Origin of the sequence: Flavobacterium aquatile LMG 4008 = ATCC 11947 (assembly GCF_000757385.1) — a bacterium.
GTDB lineage: Bacteria > Bacteroidota > Bacteroidia > Flavobacteriales > Flavobacteriaceae > Flavobacterium > Flavobacterium aquatile.
On the sequence record NZ_JRHH01000002.1, the window covers coordinates 105,895 to 126,706 of the forward strand.

General features: G+C 31.6%; 20 protein-coding genes. 10 read left to right on the forward strand and 10 right to left on the reverse strand.

Features of this window, described 5'->3' with window-relative positions; translation table 11 throughout:
- Positions 1–24 precede the first annotated feature (24 nt).
- Complete coding sequence (locus LG45_RS03375) at positions 25–1,908, forward strand: M1 family metallopeptidase (protein WP_035124420.1); 1,884 nt, start codon at positions 25–27, stop codon at positions 1,906–1,908.
- 41 nt (positions 1,909–1,949) lie between these two features.
- On the opposite strand, the gene LG45_RS03380 is transcribed toward LG45_RS03375, so the two are convergent.
- Positions 1,950–2,546, reverse strand: coding sequence for a hypothetical protein (locus LG45_RS03380; protein WP_035124423.1), 597 nt, complete (start codon positions 2,544–2,546; stop codon positions 1,950–1,952).
- 219 nt (positions 2,547–2,765) lie between these two features.
- Here LG45_RS03380 and LG45_RS03385 point away from each other — a divergent pair, with 219 nt between their 5' ends.
- The 5 genes from LG45_RS03385 to LG45_RS15985 all read left to right on the forward strand — a co-directional run bounded on the left by LG45_RS03385 (position 2,766) and on the right by LG45_RS15985 (position 6,977).
- On the forward strand, positions 2,766–3,170 hold the full coding sequence (locus LG45_RS03385) for a hypothetical protein (protein ID WP_035124424.1): 405 nt from the start codon (positions 2,766–2,768) through the stop codon (positions 3,168–3,170).
- Positions 3,171–3,180: 10 nt separating this feature from the next.
- Entirely contained in the window at positions 3,181–3,567 is a 387-nt protein-coding gene (gene rnpA / locus LG45_RS03390; protein WP_035124426.1) for a ribonuclease P protein component, read from the forward strand.
- 115 nt (positions 3,568–3,682) lie between these two features.
- Positions 3,683–5,317, forward strand: coding sequence for a S41 family peptidase (locus tag LG45_RS03395; protein ID WP_035124429.1), 1,635 nt, complete (start codon positions 3,683–3,685; stop codon positions 5,315–5,317).
- Positions 5,318–6,133, forward strand: coding sequence for an OmpA family protein (locus LG45_RS03400; RefSeq protein WP_035124431.1), 816 nt, complete (start codon positions 5,318–5,320; stop codon positions 6,131–6,133). It abuts the gene before it with no gap.
- A 4-nt stretch (positions 6,134–6,137) separates the two neighbouring features.
- Complete coding sequence (locus LG45_RS15985) at positions 6,138–6,977, forward strand: OmpA family protein (RefSeq protein WP_052087472.1); 840 nt, start codon at positions 6,138–6,140, stop codon at positions 6,975–6,977.
- On the opposite strand, the gene LG45_RS03410 is transcribed toward LG45_RS15985, so the two are convergent.
- The 5 genes from LG45_RS03410 to LG45_RS16445 form a co-directional block, all read right to left on the reverse strand.
- Complete coding sequence (locus LG45_RS03410) at positions 6,978–7,427, reverse strand: GNAT family N-acetyltransferase (protein ID WP_035124434.1); 450 nt, start codon at positions 7,425–7,427, stop codon at positions 6,978–6,980. It abuts the gene before it with no gap.
- 1 nt (position 7,428) lies between these two features.
- Positions 7,429–8,418, reverse strand: coding sequence for a DUF4837 family protein (locus tag LG45_RS03415; protein ID WP_035124436.1), 990 nt, complete (start codon positions 8,416–8,418; stop codon positions 7,429–7,431).
- 37 nt (positions 8,419–8,455) lie between these two features.
- A complete protein-coding gene (locus LG45_RS03420) occupies positions 8,456–10,795 on the reverse strand; it encodes a LysM peptidoglycan-binding domain-containing protein (protein WP_035124439.1) in 2,340 nt (779 codons plus the stop codon).
- A 101-nt stretch (positions 10,796–10,896) separates the two neighbouring features.
- Positions 10,897–12,084 carry a phosphoglycerate kinase gene (locus tag LG45_RS03425; protein WP_035124447.1) on the reverse strand — a complete coding sequence of 396 codons (1,188 nt, stop codon included), beginning with the start codon at positions 12,082–12,084 and terminating at the stop codon, positions 10,897–10,899.
- A 70-nt stretch (positions 12,085–12,154) separates the two neighbouring features.
- On the reverse strand, positions 12,155–12,328 hold the full coding sequence (locus tag LG45_RS16445; protein WP_165570788.1) for a hypothetical protein: 174 nt from the start codon (positions 12,326–12,328) through the stop codon (positions 12,155–12,157).
- Positions 12,329–12,539: 211 nt separating this feature from the next.
- Here LG45_RS16445 and LG45_RS03430 point away from each other — a divergent pair, with 211 nt between their 5' ends.
- The 4 genes from LG45_RS03430 to LG45_RS03445 all read left to right on the forward strand — a co-directional run bounded on the left by LG45_RS03430 (position 12,540) and on the right by LG45_RS03445 (position 14,748).
- Entirely contained in the window at positions 12,540–13,688 is a 1,149-nt protein-coding gene (locus LG45_RS03430; protein WP_035124450.1) for a DNA polymerase III subunit, read from the forward strand.
- 83 nt (positions 13,689–13,771) lie between these two features.
- Entirely contained in the window at positions 13,772–14,155 is a 384-nt protein-coding gene (locus tag LG45_RS03435; RefSeq protein ID WP_035124451.1) for a hypothetical protein, read from the forward strand.
- A gap of 63 nt (positions 14,156–14,218) precedes the next feature.
- Positions 14,219–14,458 (forward strand): hypothetical protein, encoded by a 240-nt coding sequence (locus tag LG45_RS03440; protein WP_035124452.1) that lies wholly within the window; start codon positions 14,219–14,221, stop codon positions 14,456–14,458.
- Complete coding sequence (locus LG45_RS03445) at positions 14,455–14,748, forward strand: type II toxin-antitoxin system RelE/ParE family toxin (RefSeq protein WP_035124455.1); 294 nt, start codon at positions 14,455–14,457, stop codon at positions 14,746–14,748. The genes LG45_RS03440 and LG45_RS03445 overlap by 4 nt, the downstream gene beginning before the upstream one ends.
- Here LG45_RS03445 and LG45_RS03450 read toward each other — a convergent pair.
- The 4 genes from LG45_RS03450 to mnmG all read right to left on the reverse strand — a co-directional run bounded on the left by LG45_RS03450 (position 14,745) and on the right by mnmG (position 20,806).
- Positions 14,745–17,018, reverse strand: a complete 2,274-nt coding sequence (locus LG45_RS03450; RefSeq protein WP_035124458.1) for a helix-turn-helix domain-containing protein — start codon at positions 17,016–17,018, stop codon at positions 14,745–14,747. The two genes, LG45_RS03445 and LG45_RS03450, sit on opposite strands and share 4 nt — an antisense overlap.
- Positions 17,019–17,140: 122 nt before the next feature.
- The gene (locus LG45_RS03455; RefSeq protein WP_035124460.1) at positions 17,141–17,719 is read right to left on the reverse strand and encodes an OmpH/Skp family outer membrane protein; all 579 of its coding nucleotides are present in this window, start codon (positions 17,717–17,719) and stop codon (positions 17,141–17,143) included.
- A 236-nt stretch (positions 17,720–17,955) separates the two neighbouring features.
- Positions 17,956–18,807 carry a class I SAM-dependent methyltransferase gene (locus tag LG45_RS03460; RefSeq protein ID WP_035124463.1) on the reverse strand — a complete coding sequence of 284 codons (852 nt, stop codon included), beginning with the start codon at positions 18,805–18,807 and terminating at the stop codon, positions 17,956–17,958.
- Between the two features lie 130 nt (positions 18,808–18,937).
- On the reverse strand, positions 18,938–20,806 hold the full coding sequence (mnmG, locus tag LG45_RS03465; RefSeq protein ID WP_035124464.1) for a tRNA uridine-5-carboxymethylaminomethyl(34) synthesis enzyme MnmG: 1,869 nt from the start codon (positions 20,804–20,806) through the stop codon (positions 18,938–18,940).
- Positions 20,807–20,812 lie beyond the last annotated feature (6 nt).

Consider the following 20,812-nt stretch of genomic DNA (forward strand, 5'->3'; position numbering starts at 1 on the left):
TTCCATTTTTTTTAACTAAAAACTATGAAAAAAACAGTTCTAATTGCAATTTTATGTCTTGGATTTAGCCTTGGATATTCGCAAAAATCTACTTATTGGCAACAACACGTTGACTATAAAATGGAGGTTTCGATGGATGTAAAAACCTATCAATATAAAGGAAAACAAGAATTAATTTATACCAATAATTCACAAGATACTTTACGTCGTGTTTTCTATCATTTATACAACAATGCGTTTCAACCGGGAAGCGAAATGGACATGCGATTGCAAACCATAAAAGATCCTGACGGACGAATGGTAAACAGACTAAAAGTGGATGGTAAAGAAGTAAAAGAAAGTAGAATTTCTAAATTACAACCTAATGAAATGGGTTATTTACACGTTTCCAATTTTAAACAAGACGGTGTAAAAGCTGTTGCAAAAGAGGTTGAAACAATATTAGAAGTTACCTTAGCAAAACCACTTTTACCAGGGAAATCTACAACATTTACTTTAGATTTTGAAGGTCAAGTTCCAATTCAAATACGTCGTTCTGGACGAAATAACAAAGAAGGCGTTGAACTTTCAATGTGTCAATGGTATCCTAAAATGGCCGAATTTGATTTTGAAGGTTGGCATGCGGATCCTTACATTGCAAGAGAATTTCACGGAGTTTGGGGAAATTTTGATGTAAAACTTACCATCGATAAAAACTACATTCTTGGTGGAACAGGTTATTTACAAAACGGAAATGAAATTGGATACAATTATCAAGATGCTGGAGTGAAAGTAGCAATTCCGAAGAAGCAAAAAACTTTGACTTGGCATTTTGTAGCTCCAAATGTGCACGATTTTACTTGGGCTGCAGACAAAAACTACATTCATGATGTTGTGAATACCGACTTTGGAACAACATTACATTTTTTGTATAAAAACAATCCGAAAATTATAGAAAACTGGAAAACGGCACAGCCAAAAACGGTTGAAATAATGCGTTATTTCAATTCGCTTGTGGGCAAATATCCTTACAAACAATATTCTGTAATTCAAGGTGGCGATGGCGGAATGGAATATGCTATGTGTACTTTAATTCTGGGAGAAGGAAAACTTGACGGATTGATTGGCGTTATTGCTCACGAAATGGGACATTCTTGGTTTCAACATGTTTTGGCAACCAATGAAAGCAAACATTCTTGGATGGACGAAGGTTTTACAACCTACATTGAAGATATGGCTTTAAATGAATTGTCTGATAAAAAAGTGGAAAATCCGTTTGAAGGTTCTTATAAAGCTTATGTTTCTTTGGCCAATTCTGGAAAAGAGCAACCACTTTCTACTCACGCAGATAGATATGATGAAAATAGAAGTTACAGTATTGCATCTTACGTAAAAGGATGTTTATTTCTAACGCAACTGCAATACCTCATCGGGAAAGAAAATTTGGATAAAACAGTAAAACGATTCTATTCTGAATTTCAATTTAAACATCCAACGCCAAACGATATTAAAAGAACGGCAGAACGCGTTTCTGGAGCCAATTTAGATTGGTATTTGGTAGATTGGACCGAAACGTTAAACACGATTGATTATGCCATTAAAAATGTTGAAAGTGCAACAGATGGCGTTCAAAGAACTGGAGTTTCATTGGAACGAATTGGAAGAATGCCAATGCCAATTGACATTTTAGTAGAATATACCGACGGAACGAAAGAAAGCTTTTACATTCCGTTGCGAATGATGAGTTTCGAAAAAGAAAACCCAATGCCACCAATTAAAAGAACGGTTTTAAAAGATTGGACTTGGGGAAATTCAAATTACTTTTTTGAAGTGCCAAAATCAAGAACTTCCATCAAGAAAATCACCATCGACCCAAGCGGATTGATGGCCGATGTCAAGAAAGATAATAATTCATATGAGATAAAATAAAGCAAAAAAAAGCGGACAAATAATTGTCCGCTTTTTTTGTGTTATAAAAGTTTAATTTCTGTTATCTCATTGTATTTTTGATAACTATTTGTCTTTGGATCAAAGAATTCTTGCTCTCTATAATTCACTTGAATTTTTTCTCCTTTATCAACTTTTTTCTTTATAAATAAAGTGTCACCATCAAATGGAAACAACCATATAAAATCTTTTACAGCTTTATTTTCATCTATGATTTTAATAGTTACAAATTCGTTAGAAACCATAGAATCATAAGTTCCAACAACAAATGTATCTTCAACATCAGCTACTTCTTCTGTTGCTTCTTCTTCGCTATCACTCATATTTGCAAAAATTTCAGGACAAATTAGTGCCATTTCCAAACCTACGTTTTCGGCAACACCTTCAATAGTTTCCATCTTTTTCTCCGGATTGTAACCAATGATTTTTTGTTCTTTCGCCGTTAATTTATCCAATGATTGAAAGATACAAAGTCCGAGTGAAATATCAGAAATTGTTGCTTCGCCTTTGGCTTTTGTACATTCACAAGTTGATTCGGCTAATTTTTTAAACACAACTTCTTTTTTTTGAGCAAAAGAAAAAGCGGTGAAAAATAATAATAGTAAAGTTGCGTTCTTCATAATTATAAATTGTTGGTTTTATTTGAGTTGAAACAAAAATAGAATAATAAACAAAACTAAGCTCTTTTTTTAATTATTTTTTTTTGGAATAGAATTTGTAGTTTTACACCCTATTAACATTTTACATATGAAATCGCCAGTAACACATAGTTTGCAAGCAAACTCAACTAAAATAAAGCGATACCATATGACCTTTAAAAAGCAAATAAAATTTTACATATGAAACATATTCAATTGTTTTTACTTCTTCTTACTATGGGTTTTGCTTCTCAAGTAACCGCACAAACCTTTACTTTAAGAACAAGCAGCGTAAGTTATTCTGAAAAAAACCAAATTGGAAAATGGAGTAAATGGTCTGACTTTGCTAAAGCCGATTTGATAATAACCATCGATGGCAAAAAGAATAGAATCGTAGTAAACTCGCCAACAATTCAAGTTTTTACTATAAAAAGTTATGGCGAAAAAACCGAAACCGATAAAGATGTTATCACACCATTTGAATGTGTTGACAATAATGGTTCTAAGTGCAATATCATTGTAATTACAAGAAAAAACGAAGGCAATAGAATGCAATTTTACATCAATTATTCTGAAGTAAAATTTGTTTACAACATCTACAATTAATACCCCAAAAATGGATTTTTCCTATCCTAAAACAGAAAAATTAAAAAGCAGAAAAACGATTGATTCACTTTTTTCTGAGGGAAAATCAGTTTCAAAATTTCCGTTACGAATGGTTTATGTTGCTACAGATGAAGAAAATACAACAACCACTTTTGGCGTTTCAGTATCTAAAAAAAACTTTAAAAAAGCAGTAGATCGAAATTATTTTAAACGTGTTTTGCGTGAATGTTACCGTCTTAACAAACACCTAATTCATGATAATTTGCAGAAACCATATGCGATTATGTTTTTTTATCAGACAAAAGAACGATTGAGTTATCAAGAAATAAACGAAAAAACAATTGCGATATTCGAGAAATTTATTCGTCAAATTAACGAAGATAACTTACCCAAATAACGCTCACGCTTTCTTAACAAACACATAAAAAAATAGTTTTTTGCTTATTATGCAATATATTTGATTTTGTTTTATAAATTCGTTAGTTTTTAATTCTAAAAATAGTAAATCGATTATGCTTAAGTATTTTAAAAAGAGATATATACTTCCAATAATTGCCAGTGGTTTTTTATTAGTTGGAGTGAGTTTCAAAGACAATTTTTTTGAAATAGCCAAACAAATAGAAATTTTTACTTCGCTTTTTAAAATTGTGAATCAAAATTATGTTGATGAGGTAAATCCTGCAGAAGTAATGGATAAAGCCATCAAAAGCATGCTTGCCGATTTAGATCCGTATACTAATTTCTTCAACGAACATGATGTTGTAAAATTCAAAATTAATAATACTGGCGAATATACTGGAATTGGCGCGATGATTACTAGAAAAGAAGATCAACTAATTATCAAAGAACCATACAAAGGTTATCCTGCCGATAAAGCCGGACTAAAAGCTGGTGATGCTATAATTCAAATTGGTGACGTGATGTTATCTGATTTTAAAGAAGATGCCTCGCAACTTTTAAAAGGTGCAAAAAACACAAAAATCGATATCAAATACATCCGTCAAGGAAAACAATTAACAACCCAATTAGTGCTTGATGAGGTTGAAGTAAAAGCGGTTCCGTTTTTCGCAAAAATTGATGATAAAACTGGTTACATAGTTCTTTCTGCTTTCAATAATAAAACGACTAAAGAAACCAAAGAGGCTTTAGAAAAACTTAAAGCCGATGGTGCCGAAAGAATCATTCTAGATTTAAGAGGAAATCCGGGTGGTTTATTAAATGAAGCGGTAAATATTTGCAATCTTTTCGTGCAAAAAGGTGAAACAATTGTTACGACAAAGTCTAAAAACGAAAAGTACAATAACGTTTACAAAACTTCTAAAGAACCAGTAGATTTAGAAATTCCTTTAGCAATAATTGTTGATGGAAAAAGTGCTTCTGCATCTGAAATTGTTGCTGGCGCATTGCAAGATTTAGATCGTGCTGTTGTTATTGGAAGCCGCAGCTTTGGAAAAGGATTGGTACAACGACCATTTGACATGACCTACGGAACTCAGGTAAAAGTTACTATTTCTAGATATTACACGCCATCTGGAAGATGTATTCAAGCTTTAGATTATTGGCATAAAGACAAAGATGGAAAAGCAACTAGAACCGATGCTTCAAAATACAATGCATTCAAAACCAAAAAAGGAAGAACAGTTTATGACGGTGGAGGAATTTTACCCGATGTTGAACTTGAAGAAACAAAACTTAGCAGCATTACTGAAGTATTGCAAAAAAACGACGGAATTTTTAATTATGTAACTTATTATTACTTTAAAAATCCGAATTTAGGTGATAAAATTCCGACTATTTCTGATGCCGATTTTGCCGATTTTAAAGCGTTCTTGAAAAGAGAAAAATTTAGTTTTGATACCGAAACCGAATTGGCTTTGAAAAACACATTAGAAAAAGCTAAAAAAGAAAAAATTGATGTAGCAATTACAGCTCAATACGATCAGTTGATGAGTGCAATTCAAAAAAGTGAAGAAGCACTTTTAGACAAAAATCAGAAAGAAATTAAAAAATTAATACTAGACGAAATCATAAAACGTTATCAGTATAAAGAAGGATTGTATCAATATTATACTAAAAGCAATCCAGAAATTATTAAAGCAACCACTCTTTTAGCCAACAAAGCTGAATATTCTAAAATACTAAACTAAATGTTACGATTTTTAAGGATTTTACCATTGTTTTTTTTCGGATTTATTTCTGCTCAAGAAGAAATCGTACACTCGGTTTATTTTGAATTTGACAAATATTCATTTGATGATAAACAAGCCAAAGAAGTTGTTGATTTTATAAAAAACAGTGACTCAACTCGAATTGAATCGGTTCAAATTTTTGGTTATACTGATGATATTGGTAAAGATGATTACAACTTTAAATTATCAACCAACAGAGCCAATGCCATTCAATCAAAGCTTTTAGAAAATGGTGTAAAAAACAAAATTATAGTAACCATTGAAGGAAAAGGAAGAATATTAATTGACGATGATATCGTTGATAATCTTCCCGAAAAACGTTCTAAAAACCGTCGCGTCGATGTGGTTTTGAATCTTAAAGAACTTCCAACGTTGGTGATGCCCGGATTTTATCATAGCATTAATAAAAACCATGTTGTTGGCGATCATATTTATCTAGACAACATTCTTTTTGAAAGAGGAAGCAGTAGATTATCAACAAAAGAAAAAGCAGAATTAGATAAGATTGCTTTGCTTTTAGTACGCTATAAAAACATTCACTTTGAAATTCAAGGACATGTTTGTTGCACGCCACCTTATCAAAAAGAAGCTATTGATAAAGATACTAAAAAACGTCAATTGTCTATAAATAGAGCGCAAGCAGTTTATAAGTATTTGGCTTTTAGACGTGTAAGTAAAAACCGCATGACTTTTAAAGGTTATGGAAATACGGTTCCACTTGGGAAAGATCCACAATATGATAGACGAGTTGAGCTTGTAATTACAAAGATTTAACTTAATGAATCGCCTATTAATTGCACTGCTTTTTGTAAGTTTTCTATCAAATGCACAACAGAAATCAAATACTATTAAAGTTTATTTTGATTCTAATTCTAGTGATTTAGCATCAAATGAATTGGCGGTTATAAATGACGTTTTTTCTAATGAAACACTTACTTTTTATACCATAAATATTTCCGGTTTTTGCGACGATATAGGTTCATTTGAAGCCAATAAAATTTTATCAGATAAACGAGCTCAAACTGTAGCTTATTTCTTGAAATCGGAATTTGATATTAACGCTACTTCAACTCTTGGAAAAGGAGAAATTGCTATTGAAGATTTGAATTCTAATTTAGATGAAATTAGAAAAAACAACAGATATGTTTCTATTTTCTACACTTTTACCGAAGATGAAATGAAACCATCTGATGAAACATCAACTACTAATCCAGCTTTAAAATTCTACAAAACATTTGATGATGAACTTGTTGTAGGTGATAAAATTATTATCAAAAACTTACTTTTTAGAGGTAACTTAACCGTTTTTCAAAAAGAAGAAGATGCGCTAATTGAACTAAACAAAGTAGTCGATTATTTAAACAAAAATCCGAATACAACTATTGAAATTCAAGGTCACGTTTGTTGTATTGGAAGTGCACACAGCGATGCATTTGATAAATATTCCGGTAAAACCAATTTATCGCATACACGAGCCAAAAAGATTTATGATTATTTAGTTGAAAAAGGAATTTCGCCAAGCAGAATGACACACATGGGTTACGGTAGAAAATTTCCTATTCCAAACGGAATCGAATCGGATAACAAACGTGTTGAGATTTTAATTACTAAAATTTAATCATTTACGCTTCATTTCAATATGCGGAATATCGTCTTCCAAATACATTTCGCTAGTTTGTACAAACTGATGACTTTCGTAAAATTTCTGTAAATAAAGTTGTGCCGAAATGGTAATTTGATCAGTATTAAAATGACTTTTAACTCCAGAAATTGCATTTTGCATTAAATCGTGTCCCCATTTTTTGTCGCGATAATTCTGATCGACAATAACTCTTCCAATAGAGGCGTTTTCAAAATAATCATTGGGTTTGAATAATCGAGCGTAGGCCACAATTTTACCTTCATAAATTCCTAAAAGGTGTAACGCTTTCTCGTCTTTGCCATCAATGTCTTGATATACGCAGTTTTGCTCCACTACAAAGACTTCACTTCTTAGTTGCAACAAAGAATATAGTTCGGTTAAAGATAATGCCTCAAATCGCTTAATTTGCCATTCAATAGTTGCCATGTTATTTTTTTTCGGGTTTCTTTAAAAATTGAACCGATTTTATGATCGATTCTAATTCTAACATTAAATCTCTTTTACTTTTGGATGGCGCGTAACAAAATCCTTCAAGCACCAAAATTCGTTTATTGGTTTCATCAACTATTGCATAGTTTATAAATGGTCCGCTCATGAAATCGTTGCTTAAATCCCAAGTTCCTTTGGTTTCATAAGTTGTTTTCCCGAAAATTTTAGTCTTTGTTAGATAAGGCGAAAAAGCAGTTTCGGTTATCATTTTCGTTCTCGGTTTGTTACCATGAATGTATTTTTTACCAATAGAATCTCTAATTTTTACAATTCTGTTAACCAAATTGGTAGTGTCTTTAAGTGAACTCATCGGAATTTGATACGCCAATAAACATAGATTGCCGCTGGTGATTTCTTTTTTTAGCCACAAAAAATTTTTGCCCTGCAAGACAATTTTATACTTGTCAGGTACGTTGACTAGAACATTGAATCGCGACTTTATTTTGTCTCTTTCTAATGATCTTCGAATGTTTCTTTTTTGGAAAATATCTATCTCCGATTTTTTAATTTCCGAAATAATTTTTGGGGCATTTACCTCAATACTATCAATAATTTCTTTAACTGTTTTACCAGAAATGTGAACTGCTATCTGCGGAGTTACATATTCGTTTGGCTTAATGTAAAACTTAGTTTTAGCTTCTTTTTTAACCACAATAATATTTCTACTATTGGTCATGAAACCTTCTAATAATTTTACTGGATATTGATTTAAAGTAAATAATGGTTCTTCTTCTTGCAGACCGATTACTGGCGAAGCGAATTTATTTCTGATAGAATCGCCCACTTCACCATTCCAAAGTTGATCGTCGATAATCACAGAAATGGCGTTTATTTTCGCAGTGTTTTCATCAGAAATGGTGTTCTTCTTTTGATTACACGAAAAAAATAAAATACTAATTGCTAGAAATAAAAAATGGGTTTTATTCATATTGAAATAAAACCCAAATTTATATAAGATTTTTTGATTATCCACCTATTTTTAATTTCATTCCAGGTTTTAAATTCTCACTTTTTATGTTATTCAATTTCTCGATGTCGGCAATGGTAACACCAGGAAATTTTTTAGCAATACTAGTTAATGTATCGCCTTGTCTTACTTGATATAACTTTTGATTTGCTTTTTTAATTGTTGCAACATAATCGTCTTTAACTTTTTTACCTTTAGTAGATGCAACTTCTTTACCAACGATAAGTTTATCACCTTCTTTAATACTTGTATCCGATAATGAATTTAACTCTAATAGATCATTAACTGTGGTGTTGTATTTTCTAGCTATTGTTCCTAAAAATTCTCCTTTTCCTACAACGTGTTCTATATTTTTTGCTAAATCATCATTATTTTCATTTGATTTTTGATTCGAAATAATTAACTCTGATCCAAGTTTTATATTGTTATCAGATAAATTATTCCATTCTTTTAAATCATCTACAGAAATATTATTGTTCTTTGCAATTGATGATAAATTATCTCCTTTAACCACAACATAAACGCTTTCATTTTTAGAAGTTGTGTCTGTTTTTACTTCTTTCTTAATGATTTCAGCTTTAACTTTCTTTGGTTCGGCAACAGCAACTGCTTCATTTTTAGTCGCAAATGGTTGCTTCACTTCTTTTCTAACAGTTGTAGTTACTTTTTCGTTTTTGATGATTTTCAAATTATCTCCAAGACCAATATTGTTTCCTTTTAACTTATTCCATTTTTTAATTTCGGCTACAGAAACATCGTATTTTGAAGCAATTTCTCCTAAAACATCACCTTTTTTTACTTTGTGGTATTTTGTAACATCTTTGTATGAAACTACTTTTTCGGTTTTAAAAACTTTGTCAGTTTTAGTTACATTCGATGCAATATTAGAAGTTGAATCGGTTACAATTTTTGCTTCTTTAGTCGAAACAGAATCGGCTGCAGTTTTATTGGAAGCAATATCGTTATTGGCTTTGTAAGCAATTTTTTCGGTTGATATAATTTTTAAATTTCTGCCTAACGGAGCCGAGTTACTTCGCAATCCATTCCAGTTTTTAATATCAGAAACTGATACGTTATACTTATTTGCAATTTTAGATAAATTATCACCTTTCCTTACTTTGTAATATTTAGTTCTTGTAGTTAAATCGCCATCTGATTGCGATGGATTAGAAGGATCGTTTTGTTTTACTGTAGCCAATCTTTCATAAGGACGTTCTCTTTTATTGGCTTCATAATTTACATAAGCGTAGATCTTGTCTTCGTTGGAAGTAAATATTGCGATTTTATCTTTTGGCAATCTCAAGAAGTTTCTTTCTCCAGAAATTGCTGGAATTTCATTTCGTTTGTACGACGGATTGAAGAACTTTAATTCGGCCACTGGAACATCCAACAAATCGGATATTTGTTTGAAAGTCATGTGGTTTTTTACCATTACGGTATCCGTTGCAAAATGATTTGCGATGGCTTTATTTGGTACAATTCCGTGTTCTTTATGGTATTCGAAAATATACATTGTAGCCAAAAATGCTGGTAAATATCCTTGTGTTTCTTTAGGAAGATTTTTTCTAATGTTCCAATAATTTTGTTGTCCGCCCGAACGACGAATGGCTTTGGCAACATTTCCTGGTCCAGAATTATAAGATGCTAAAACCAAATCCCAATCGCCAAAAATTTTGTACATGTTTTCCATATACTGCGATGCTGCTTGACTTGCTTTTAATGGATCGCTTCGTTCATCAACATATGATGAAATATTTAAACCATATTGTTTTCCTGTTTGATACATAAATTGCCACAAACCAGTCGCACCAACCCTCGAAACCGCTAACGGATTTAAAGCTGACTCAACTACTGCAAGATATTTAATTTCTAACGGAATGTTTTTCTTGGCTAATTCTTCTTCAAATATTGGAAAGTAGAATTGAGAAATTCCCATTAAACGTTCGAATCCTTTTTTTCTATTCTTCAAGAAAGATTTGATAACATTCTCTAAACCAATATTGTATTCAATATTAAAAGGCGATTTTTCATCAAGTCTTTTCAGTCGTTCTTTTAATAATTCTGTAGGCAATTCATAATCTACCGTTTTGTCAATATCTACAGTCTTAATGTCTTGAAGCATTGAAGAGTAAATGTCTAGCGATGTCATTTCTTTCATCCAAAGACTATCAATGCACATGGCCATATCGTCATTGACAAAAGTGGCTTTTATAGAATCTAAGTACGAAACTTTTACAACGTTTTTAAGAATTGTATCTTGCTGTGTAGTGGTTTCTTGAGCGAAAAAAGAAGCCGAAGCAAGAATAAGAATCGATGTCAGTTTGTTTTTGATATTCATATTATTTTATTCAACATTTTATTAATCAGCATATTATGCTATTTGCAAACTTACCTATTAATAACGTAAAATTTTGTTTAATTATTGTTAAAGTCTGATTTTTAGTCTAAAATCGCTTGAATTCCAGGTAAAACTTTTCCTTCTAACATTTCTAGCATTGCACCGCCACCAGTAGAAACATAGCTCATTTTATCTTCTAAACCAAATTGTTTTACTGCCGAAACTGAGTCGCCGCCACCAACAAGAGAAAATGCTCCATTTGCTGTTGATTCTGCAATATATTCTCCTAAAGTTATGGTTCCATGAGCAAATTTTTCCATTTCAAAAACGCCTAATGGTCCGTTCCAAAGAATCGTTTTAGAAGCCATAATTACCTCTTTAAAATTTTCTAACGATTTTGGTCCAGCATCCAGTCCTTGCCATCCGTCTGGAATTTCACGAACATCAACGATTTGCGTATCTGCATCATTTGAAAAAGCATTTGCAGCAACAACATCTACTGGAATATGAATGTGAACGCCTTTTTCTTTTGCTTTATGCAAAATTTCGATAGCCAAATCTAGTTTATCGTCTTCACAAATAGAATTTCCAACTTTTCCGCCTAAAGCTTTTATGAAGGTAAAAGTCATTCCGCCACCAATAATCATGTGATCTACTTTGTCTAAAATATTTTCGATTACGGTAATTTTAGAAGAAACTTTAGAACCACCAAGAACGGCAGTTACAGGTTTTACCGAATTATTAAGAACACGATTTAAACTTTCAATTTCTTTAGCTAATAAAGATCCGAAACATTTATTATCTGGAAAAAATTGCGCAATTATTGTTGTAGAAGCATGTGCTCTGTGTGCGGTTCCAAAAGCATCGTTCACGTAAATATCACCTAACGAAGCCAAATCTTTAGAAAATGAAACATCACCGGCTTCTTCTTCTTCATAAAAACGAAGGTTTTCAAGCAGTAAAACTTCTCCTGGTTTCAAGTTGGAAGCTGCATTTTGAGCAATAGTTCCGCGGCAATCTGAAGCAAAAATAACAGGCACTTCAAGTACTTGAGCAACGGTATCAACAATATGTTTTAATGAATATTTATCTTCTTTTCCTTTTGGTCTTCCTAGATGTGACATTAAAATAACGCTTCCACCATCGGCAAGAATTTTATCAATTGTTGGCTTTGCTGCTTCAATTCTGTTGGCATCGGTTACCTTAAAATTTTCATCTAATGGAACATTAAAATCTACTCGTACTAAAGCTTTTTTTGAATTGAAATTGAAGTCGTTTAAAGTTTTCATTAATTTACAGTGTTAATTGATAGTATTCTGCAAATATAACCATTTTGTTTTTCTTAGAAAATGATAAACATCAGGGTTGCTTTTTAGACTTTTGTTGTTCCCTTTCTTCAATTGTTAGTGTTCTAAATCCGTTTTGAGTTGTAATAATTCCGCCAATTTCTATTCCGTGAAATAAACTTGAAAACATATTTTTTCTATGTTTTAAAGATTTAATCGTTCCGTGAAGTAAGACACTTATCAACATTAATATACTGGTTTTTAGTTGGTTTTAAAATTTATCTGAAATTCAAAAATAAAAAAAATATCGATTAAACACTCTTTTCATCGATTAACTGCAAAATAAAATCTAAAAATCAATAATTCCTATAAAAACCACAACTTTATGATAGAATAATCTTACATAAAAATCATGTCGTTTTAAAGGAATAACTACTAAATTCTTATATATTTGTGCTATGCAGTTTTCAGAAATATTAGGACACGAACACATTAAAAATCACTTGGTTAAAAGCGCGAGCCAAGGTAGAATTCCTCATGCACAATTATTTGTTGGTCCAGAAGGAAGCGGTACATTGGCTATGGCAATAGCTTATGCGCAATATATTGTTTGCCAAAATTCTGGAAGTAATAATGAAAACGGAAATGAATCTTGCAATATAAAATTCAACCATTTAGCGCATCCCGATTTGCATTTTGTGTATCCGACTGTAACTACAGAAGATGTAAAATCGAAACCAAAAAGTATTGATTTTCTTCAAGATTGGCGTCAATTTATTACAGAAACTCCATATGGCGGATTATTCGATTGGTTTAAAACACTTGGTGTTAGTAACAAACAAGGCGAAATTCGGGTTGATGATGCACAGGAAATTTTAAAAGCCTTAGCCTTAAAATCATTAGAAGGAAGTTATAAAATTATGATTATTTGGATGGCCGATAAAATGAATATTGCTGCTTCAAATAAACTTTTAAAACTGCTAGAAGAACCAACAGACAAAACGGTTTTTATATTAATTTCTGAAAACGAAGAAGATATAATTCAAACTATTCGTTCGCGATGCCAAGTATTGCATTTCAATGGTTTACCTGAAAATGTAATTACAGAGGCATTGGTTTCACGTGAAAAAATTGATGAAAAATTAGCTTATAAAATTGCCCATCAAGCACAAGGAAATTACAATAAAGCTTTGCATATTTTACATGAAGATAACGACGAATTACCATTTGAAAAATGGTTTGTAGATTGGGTTCGTGCTGCTTTTAGAGCCAAAGGAAACGCTACTGCAATTTTGGATTTAATTTCTTGGAGTGATCAAGTGGCAGGTTTGGGAAGAGAAACGCAAAAGAAGTTTTTGAATTATTGTATAGACATGTTTCGTCAAGCTTTATTGCTTAATTATCAAGCCGAAAAGTTGGTTTATATTGAACCAACAGTTGATAAATTTAAATTAGAAAACTTCGCACCATTTGTAACTGGAAATAATATTACTGAAATTTTCAAAGAAATATCTGACGCTTCTTACCATATTGAACGCAACGGAAATGCGAAAATTATTTTAACCGATTTATCTATTAAACTAACTCGATTAATTCATAAAAAATAAGTTTAATAAGTAATAAAAGAATCATTTTTAATCGCTATCTTTAAGTAACAAACAAAATTTTGTTAATCTAAAAAAACAATGTCATGAACAATACCGCTTCTGTTTTAGTTTTAGTTTTTCTTGCCGTAACTTTTATTATGTCTGCCCACGATAAAATTTTTCATTGGAAGGATAATATGGCTTGGTTGAAACCCCATTTTGAGAAAACTATTTTGAAAAATAGTGTTGCTGTAACTACTGGAATTTTGCTTGTTTTCGAATTAATTGCAGGTATTTTTAGCATTGTTGGAATTCTAGAACTTTACATAAATGGCGGACGAATGTTTGGGTTTTATGGAGCCGTTTTTTCTTGTATTTCTTTACTGCTTATGCTTTTTGGACAACGATTGGCTAAAGATTATGATGGTGCAAGAACGATTGCTATTTATTTTGTGGTTGCAATTTTAGGGGTTTATTGGTTGAGTTAAAATCAATTTCTTTTCAAATTTTATTAAATTATTTTATTAATTTTATAATTATATATTTTAGTTATGAATGTAGAATCGCAACGTAAAAACATAGTTCACAGAATATTAGAGATTGAAAATTCTAAATTACTTTCTCAAATAGAAGAACTTTTAGATAATGATGTTTATACTTATACGACATCTGGCAAAGCTTTGTCTGTGAAAGAATATAGAGAACATTTGGATCACATTATTGTAGCATCCGATTCTGGTGAAAAAGGATATTCTACAAATGAAGCACGAAATAAAATCTCTCGAAAATGAAACCAATTTTTTGGTCAAAAGAATCGATTGTTTCAATTCAAAATATTTATGATTATATAGTTGAAAAAAGCCCTCAAAATGCAGATTTAGTTGTAGATACATTATTTGATTTAGGCGATAAATTAAACATTTTTCCAGAAAAAAATCCAAAAGAACCACTTTATAATCAAGATTCCATCAAATTTTTTCCAAAGTGGAATTTCAAAATTGTTTATAGAATTGAGAAAGATAGAATTTATATTCTTGATGTATTTTCAACATTAAAAAATCCTAAGAATTTTAGAATTTAAACATTCAAACTCGCCTTAAACATTCGTAATTCTTCCCACGAAAAAGCATCTCCAACTTGCTCTTTTAATGGAGTTAATGACTCTTCTTTGTAACCATAAAATAATTTCTGCAACTCTTCAATTTTATCTTCTGGAAGAATCTCATTAATGGTAACCGCTTTATCTTGAATAAGTTTGGTGAAATGAGTCAAAATTGTTGCTTCAGTAAGTTTTCGAATAGTGGCAATTTCTGCTATCGAATTTTTTTCAACCCAAAGTTCATACGTGATTTGTGCTGTTGGTTTTTTGGGTGTTTTTTCCGATTTCTTTTTCTTTGGTTCGTACAAACTTAGGTTTTCTTTGTCTTCAATCAAACTCGCATTATTGCGTTTGTAATCTTCGAAAACGCGTTCAATTTTTCTAGTTTTATAAGATTTTATTTCATCAGAATTTAAGTTTTGCTTGCTGATGGTTTTGTCATCAATTACGATTTCAATTAGCTTTTTGGCTTTCATTAATCGCAAAATGGCGTTTACTTGTAAATCTTCTAAAACCAATAGTTCTTCGTAAAACTGTTTCACCAATTTGATTCGTTTTACTTCTTCAATTTTATATAAAATTTCATAAACAAGAGTATCTAATTTATCGTAAAAATAGTTGTAAGCTGCTTGAATTCTTTCGTTTATAAAATTAAAATCTACCGTTTCATCACGAAATAATTTGTCTAATTGCGACATAAATTTGGATGCTGGGTCAATTAAATTTTCGCAAAAATCCATTTGTTTTGCTGCCCAATTGCTGTGTTTGGATTTGGCAGAAGTGTCCGAATCTAGATAACTGAATTTATGATTGCACCATTCTTGAGCCAATTCTAGCCAATTGAAACTGTTTCTAAGATAATTATGAATATAGTTTTTGGTGTCTTGCTGTAAATAATTGTGTAAAATTTCTGTCGATGCTTTATTGTTGGCATATTCCATAACATCATCGTCGTTAGAAATACCATTCATTTGCAGCGGAGAAAGTAAAATTAAGCCGTTTAACGAGCGTAAACGCGATAAAGCAACATAGGCTTGTCCAGGAAGAAAAACTTGCGAAACATCAAGTGCTGCTTTGTCAAAAGTTAATCCTTGGCTTTTATGAACGGTGATTGCCCAAGCCAATTTTACTGGATAATGTGTGAAAGTTCCTAAAACTTCTTCCTCAATTTCCTTCGTCATCGGATTTACAAAATAGCGGATATTCTGCCATTCGTAACGTTCTACTTCGATTGTTTTATTTTCTTCAGGGAAATGAACTCGAATTTCATCATCTGATAAGGAATGAATTACGCCCATTTTTCCGTTGAAATAATTTTTATCAAATGACAAATCGTTTTTAATAAACATTACTTGTGCACCAATTTTCAACTCCAAATATTCTTCGAGAGGAAAAATTTTATCTGGAAAATCGTCAACAATTCTTGCTTTATATCTCCTTGAATTGCCTTCTAGATCGGCTAGTGATTGAACGTTAATTGTATCGGCTTTATTGTTGTGCGTGGTTAAAGTAATGTAACCTTTATTTTCTTTCAAATCGAAATTTGGTTTAACAAATTGATTCAAAAAAGTAACATTACTTTGAGTTATCTTATTGTTTCTTAGATTATTAAGTATGTCGATGAAACTTTCATCCGTTTGACGGAAAATCTTAGACAATTCAATATATAAAGGTGGATTTTGTAAAATTGCATGCGAATGAAAAAAGAATTTTCCTTTATAATACTTGCGTAAGGTTCTCCATTCTTCGTCACGAATTACTGGTGGAAGTTGCAACAAATCACCAATAAAAAGCACTTGAACACCGCCAAAAGGTAGTTTTTTCTTTCTTACACTTTGCAGCATAAACTCGATGGCATCCAACAAATCAGATCGTAACATACTGACTTCGTCAATGATAAGCAACTCCATGTTTTGGATAACCGCTTTTTTTAAGGCACTCATTCTAAAATGGCGACGAAGCGTATCTTTCGATTCAAATTTTACGCTATCGGTAAACTGTACGTCAACATTATTATCTGGAATAAATCCACCAAAAGGAAGTTGAAACATCGAATGAATAGTAACTCCGCCAGCGTTTAAAGCGGCAATTCCAGTTGGCGCAACCACAACACAATTTTTGTGTGTAGTTTGGATAATTTCTTTAAGTAAAGTTGTTTTTCCAGTTCCTGCCTTTCCAGTTAGAAAAACAGATCGGTTGGTTTGGTTAATGAATTGAAGTACGTATTTTGCTTCGGCAGATATGAATTCCATTGGCTTGTATTTTTAGAAAAACAAAAGTAACTATTTGATTTTAAATTCCAAATAAAAAAAATTCCAAATTCCAAAAGTTGAACTACTTGGAATTTGGAATTTATTTATTGAAGATTAAAAAATTATTTTTTTGCTTCTTCTTTTGTGTCAGCAGGTTTTTCTTCTTTTTTACCTTCAGATTTGTATTTGTCGTTAACTAATTTAATAACATCTTTAGTAACATCATAACTGTCTTTTGCATACAAAATTGTTGCAGCTTCACCAGTTCCTAAAAGGTAATCGTACCCTTTTTCTTTACCGTAATCTTTAAATAATTTTTTGTATTTTTTTACTAACGAATCCATTTCTGTTCCGCTTTCACCTTGCAATTGTTGCATCATTCCTTGTTGAGCATATTGTAATTGTTGCTCTCTTTGTTGCAATTCAGCTCCTTTTTGTTGTGCCCATGCTTGACCATTTGCCATTGCATTTTTCTTGAAATTGGCTGCTTCAGCTTCAAATTTTGCAGCTTCTGCTTTTAATTCTGCGCCCATTTCTTCGGCTTTAGCTTTGTATTTAGCCTCAATGTCTTTAGCTTCTGTACTTTCTTCCATTAATTTTGAAGTATCGATGTAAGCTGTTTTTAATGCTGTTGAAGTTCCTGATTGATTACAAGAAATTAATGATGCTGAAAGTGCAAGTACTGCGATTATTTTTTTCATTCTGTTTTTAGTTTCTATTTATTATTTTGCCAAAAGTATAAAATTTTAATTTGAAATGATAAAAAGTTATAAAATTGGCTTTATTTTAATGGTATAAATGATTGTTATTGGATTAGGATTCGATATAATTAATCTCTATTAAAACCAGCTTCAATAAATGCGGTTTAAGAAACGTTCTTGTTTTTGACAGCTTCTGCTATATTTTGAATGATTTTCATCAAAATTTTGCTTTTATTTTAATTTTTAGCATTTTTTATCACATAAATATGCGAAGAATATTCAGAATTACTAGTTGCTTTTAAATTTGACTTCAATCCGATAAAAAAAGCTTTGATGAAATTCATTTTTCCAGTTTTATATTTTTCAGATAAAAGTGACACATAAAAACTATCAAATTTCATTGGAAGCACTTTCATCAATTCTAATTTTTCTTTAGCAAATAATTTTTGAATCGCGGTTTTAGAAAAATGCCACAAGTGAATTGGAACATCAAATGCTGCCCAGAATTGTCCGTAATGTTTTGCATCAAATGATTTAAAATTTGGAACTGCAATTATTATGGTTCCGTTTGGTTTAATCAATCGTTTCAATTCAGCAATTTGTTCTTCTAGATTTGGAACGTGTTCAAGAACATGCCACATTGTAATAATATCAAACGAATGATTTTCTAATTCTGAAAGGTTTTCTACAAAAGATACACCTTTAGATTTTGCAATATTCTTAGCTTTATCACTTGGTTCAATTCCAATAGTTTGCCATCCATCATTTTTACAAACCGATAAAAAATCGCCAACACCAGCTCCAATATCTAAAATTCTACCTTTTGGTGATTGGGAATTAATTAATTTTAATTTGTTTTTTAAAGCGATTGATTTTACAAATTGATACATTTTTTCGAACAACGATTTGTTTCCATCGGTGTGCGAAATATAATCTACACTTTCGTAATAACTTGGTAATTTATCTAACGATGGTTGAGGATATGTAATTAGCATATCTAAATCTTCATCATAAAGCAACTCAAAAGTTTCTTGAGAAACCGAATAATCTTTTACTTTTAAAAAAGGTTTCGTGTTTTTAATATCCATTATTCTTTTTTTAATTCTGAAACAATTATTTTAAAATTGTCCAGAAATCTCTTTATTTATAGGCGTTAACAAAGTAAGTTTCACGTGGAACAAAACTGATATTAGATGTTAGATTTCAAATAACATATATCTATCTTCCTAAATGAATTAATAATACTGAAACGTCACTTGGTGAAACTCCACTAATTCTTGATGCTTGTGAAATTGTAACTGGTCTAATTTTAGAAAGTTTTTGCTTTGCTTCAATCGACATTGATTTTATTTGTTCGTAATCAAAATCAACTGGAATTTTAAAATTTTCTAAACGAGTTAGTTTTTCAGCGTTGTTTCTTTCTTTGTCAATGTAACCAGAATATTTGACTTGAATTTCTGCTTGTTCTAGAATTTCTCTATCTAAATTATTAGTTTCAGCATATTCTTTTACTTTATCAAACTTCATGAAATCGTCTAATTCTAATTGCGGACGAGAGAAAATCTTAAACATTTTATCTGATTGAACAATTGCAGAACTTCCTTTTTCTTCTAAAACAGGATTTGCTTCTGCCATTGTTAAACTTGTTTCTTTGAAGAAATTCACCATTTTATCGCTTGCTTCAAATTTTTCTTCCATTCTACGAAGACGCTTTTCTGAAGCTAAACCGACAGCAAAACCTTTTGGCGTTAATCTAAAATCGGCATTATCTTGGCGTAAAAGCGTTCTATATTCAGCTCGAGAAGTAAACATTCTGTATGGTTCTTCAGTTCCTTTTGTGATTAAATCATCAATTAAAACACCAATATAAGCTTCATCTCTTTTTAAAATTAATGGTTCTTTTTCATGCACTTTTAAATGTGCATTAATTCCAGCCATTAAACCTTGAGAAGCAGCTTCTTCATAACCTGTTGTTCCATTTATTTGTCCAGCGAAATACAAACCTTCAACTAATTTAGTTTCTAATGTATGTTTTAATTGCGTTGGTGGAAAATAATCGTATTCTATTGCATAACCTGGACGAAAGAATTTCACTTTTTCAAAACCTGCAACCGAACTCAAAGCTTTAAACTGAATGTCTTCTGGAAGTGATGTCGAAAATCCGTTTACATACACTTCACAAGTATCCCAACCTTCAGGCTCAATAAACAATTGATGTCTTTCTTTGTCTGCAAAACGGTTAATTTTATCTTCAATCGATGGACAATATCTTGGTCCGAGTGATTTAATTCTTCCGTTAAACATTGGAGAACGATCAAATCCTTCTCTTAAAATATCGTGTACGTGTAACGACGTGTACGTCATGTGACACAGTTTTTGATGAGATAAAGCCTTAGTTTCGTCAGAATAAGAAAATTTATCTGGACGGATATCACCTGGTTCTTCAATCATTTTAGAATAATCTAACGAACGTCCATCAACTCGTGGTGGCGTTCCAGTTTTCATTCTACCCGATTCGAAACCCGCTTTTACTAAATCTTCTGTAATTCCATAAGCAGCACTTTCGCCTGCTCTTCCTCCGCCAAATTGTTTGTCGCCAATATGAATCAATCCGTTTAGAAAAGTACCATTAGTTAAAACTACAGACTTAGCTTTAATTTCTATTCCTAATGAAGTTCTAATTCCTTCAACTTTTCCATTATTGATAATTAAACCAGAAACCATTTCTTGGTAGAAATCTAGGTTTGGTGTTCGCTCAAGCATTAAACGCCATTCTTCTGCGAAACGCATTCTATCTGATTGAACTCTCGGCGACCACATTGCTGGACCTTTTGATTTGTTGAGCATTTTGAATTGAATGGCTGTTTTATCGGAAACAATTCCCGAATAACCACCAAGCGCATCAATCTCACGGACGATTTGTCCTTTGGCTATTCCGCCCATTGCTGGATTACATGACATTTGTGCTATGTTCTGCAAGCTCATTGTCACCAATAAAGTTTTAGAACCTAGATTTGCCGCAGAAGCTGCTGCTTCGCAACCTGCGTGTCCTGCTCCAACTACTATTACATCGTATGTGTTAAACATTTTTTT

Coding starts and splice junctions, on each gene's coding strand:
- LG45_RS03430 (WP_035124450.1), top strand. CDS start 12,540: ATGCAGTTTTCAGAAATATTAGGACACGAACACATTAAAAATCACTTG.
- mnmG (WP_035124464.1), bottom strand. CDS start 20,806: ATGTTTAACACATACGATGTAATAGTAGTTGGAGCAGGACACGCAGGT.
- LG45_RS03385 (WP_035124424.1), top strand. CDS start 2,766: ATGAAACATATTCAATTGTTTTTACTTCTTCTTACTATGGGTTTTGCT.
- LG45_RS15985 (WP_052087472.1), top strand. CDS start 6,138: ATGAATCGCCTATTAATTGCACTGCTTTTTGTAAGTTTTCTATCAAAT.
- rnpA (WP_035124426.1), top strand. CDS start 3,181: ATGGATTTTTCCTATCCTAAAACAGAAAAATTAAAAAGCAGAAAAACG.
- LG45_RS03440 (WP_035124452.1), top strand. CDS start 14,219: ATGAATGTAGAATCGCAACGTAAAAACATAGTTCACAGAATATTAGAG.
- LG45_RS03425 (WP_035124447.1), bottom strand. CDS start 12,084: ATGAAAACTTTAAACGACTTCAATTTCAATTCAAAAAAAGCTTTAGTA.
- LG45_RS03380 (WP_035124423.1), bottom strand. CDS start 2,546: ATGAAGAACGCAACTTTACTATTATTATTTTTCACCGCTTTTTCTTTT.
- LG45_RS16445 (WP_165570788.1), bottom strand. CDS start 12,328: ATGTTGATAAGTGTCTTACTTCACGGAACGATTAAATCTTTAAAACAT.
- LG45_RS03400 (WP_035124431.1), top strand. CDS start 5,318: ATGTTACGATTTTTAAGGATTTTACCATTGTTTTTTTTCGGATTTATT.
- LG45_RS03455 (WP_035124460.1), bottom strand. CDS start 17,719: ATGAAAAAAATAATCGCAGTACTTGCACTTTCAGCATCATTAATTTCT.
- LG45_RS03415 (WP_035124436.1), bottom strand. CDS start 8,418: ATGAATAAAACCCATTTTTTATTTCTAGCAATTAGTATTTTATTTTTT.
- LG45_RS03395 (WP_035124429.1), top strand. CDS start 3,683: ATGCTTAAGTATTTTAAAAAGAGATATATACTTCCAATAATTGCCAGT.
- LG45_RS03460 (WP_035124463.1), bottom strand. CDS start 18,807: ATGGATATTAAAAACACGAAACCTTTTTTAAAAGTAAAAGATTATTCG.
- LG45_RS03445 (WP_035124455.1), top strand. CDS start 14,455: ATGAAACCAATTTTTTGGTCAAAAGAATCGATTGTTTCAATTCAAAAT.
- LG45_RS03375 (WP_035124420.1), top strand. CDS start 25: ATGAAAAAAACAGTTCTAATTGCAATTTTATGTCTTGGATTTAGCCTT.
- LG45_RS03410 (WP_035124434.1), bottom strand. CDS start 7,427: ATGGCAACTATTGAATGGCAAATTAAGCGATTTGAGGCATTATCTTTA.
- LG45_RS03450 (WP_035124458.1), bottom strand. CDS start 17,018: ATGGAATTCATATCTGCCGAAGCAAAATACGTACTTCAATTCATTAAC.
- LG45_RS03420 (WP_035124439.1), bottom strand. CDS start 10,795: ATGAATATCAAAAACAAACTGACATCGATTCTTATTCTTGCTTCGGCT.
- LG45_RS03435 (WP_035124451.1), top strand. CDS start 13,772: ATGAACAATACCGCTTCTGTTTTAGTTTTAGTTTTTCTTGCCGTAACT.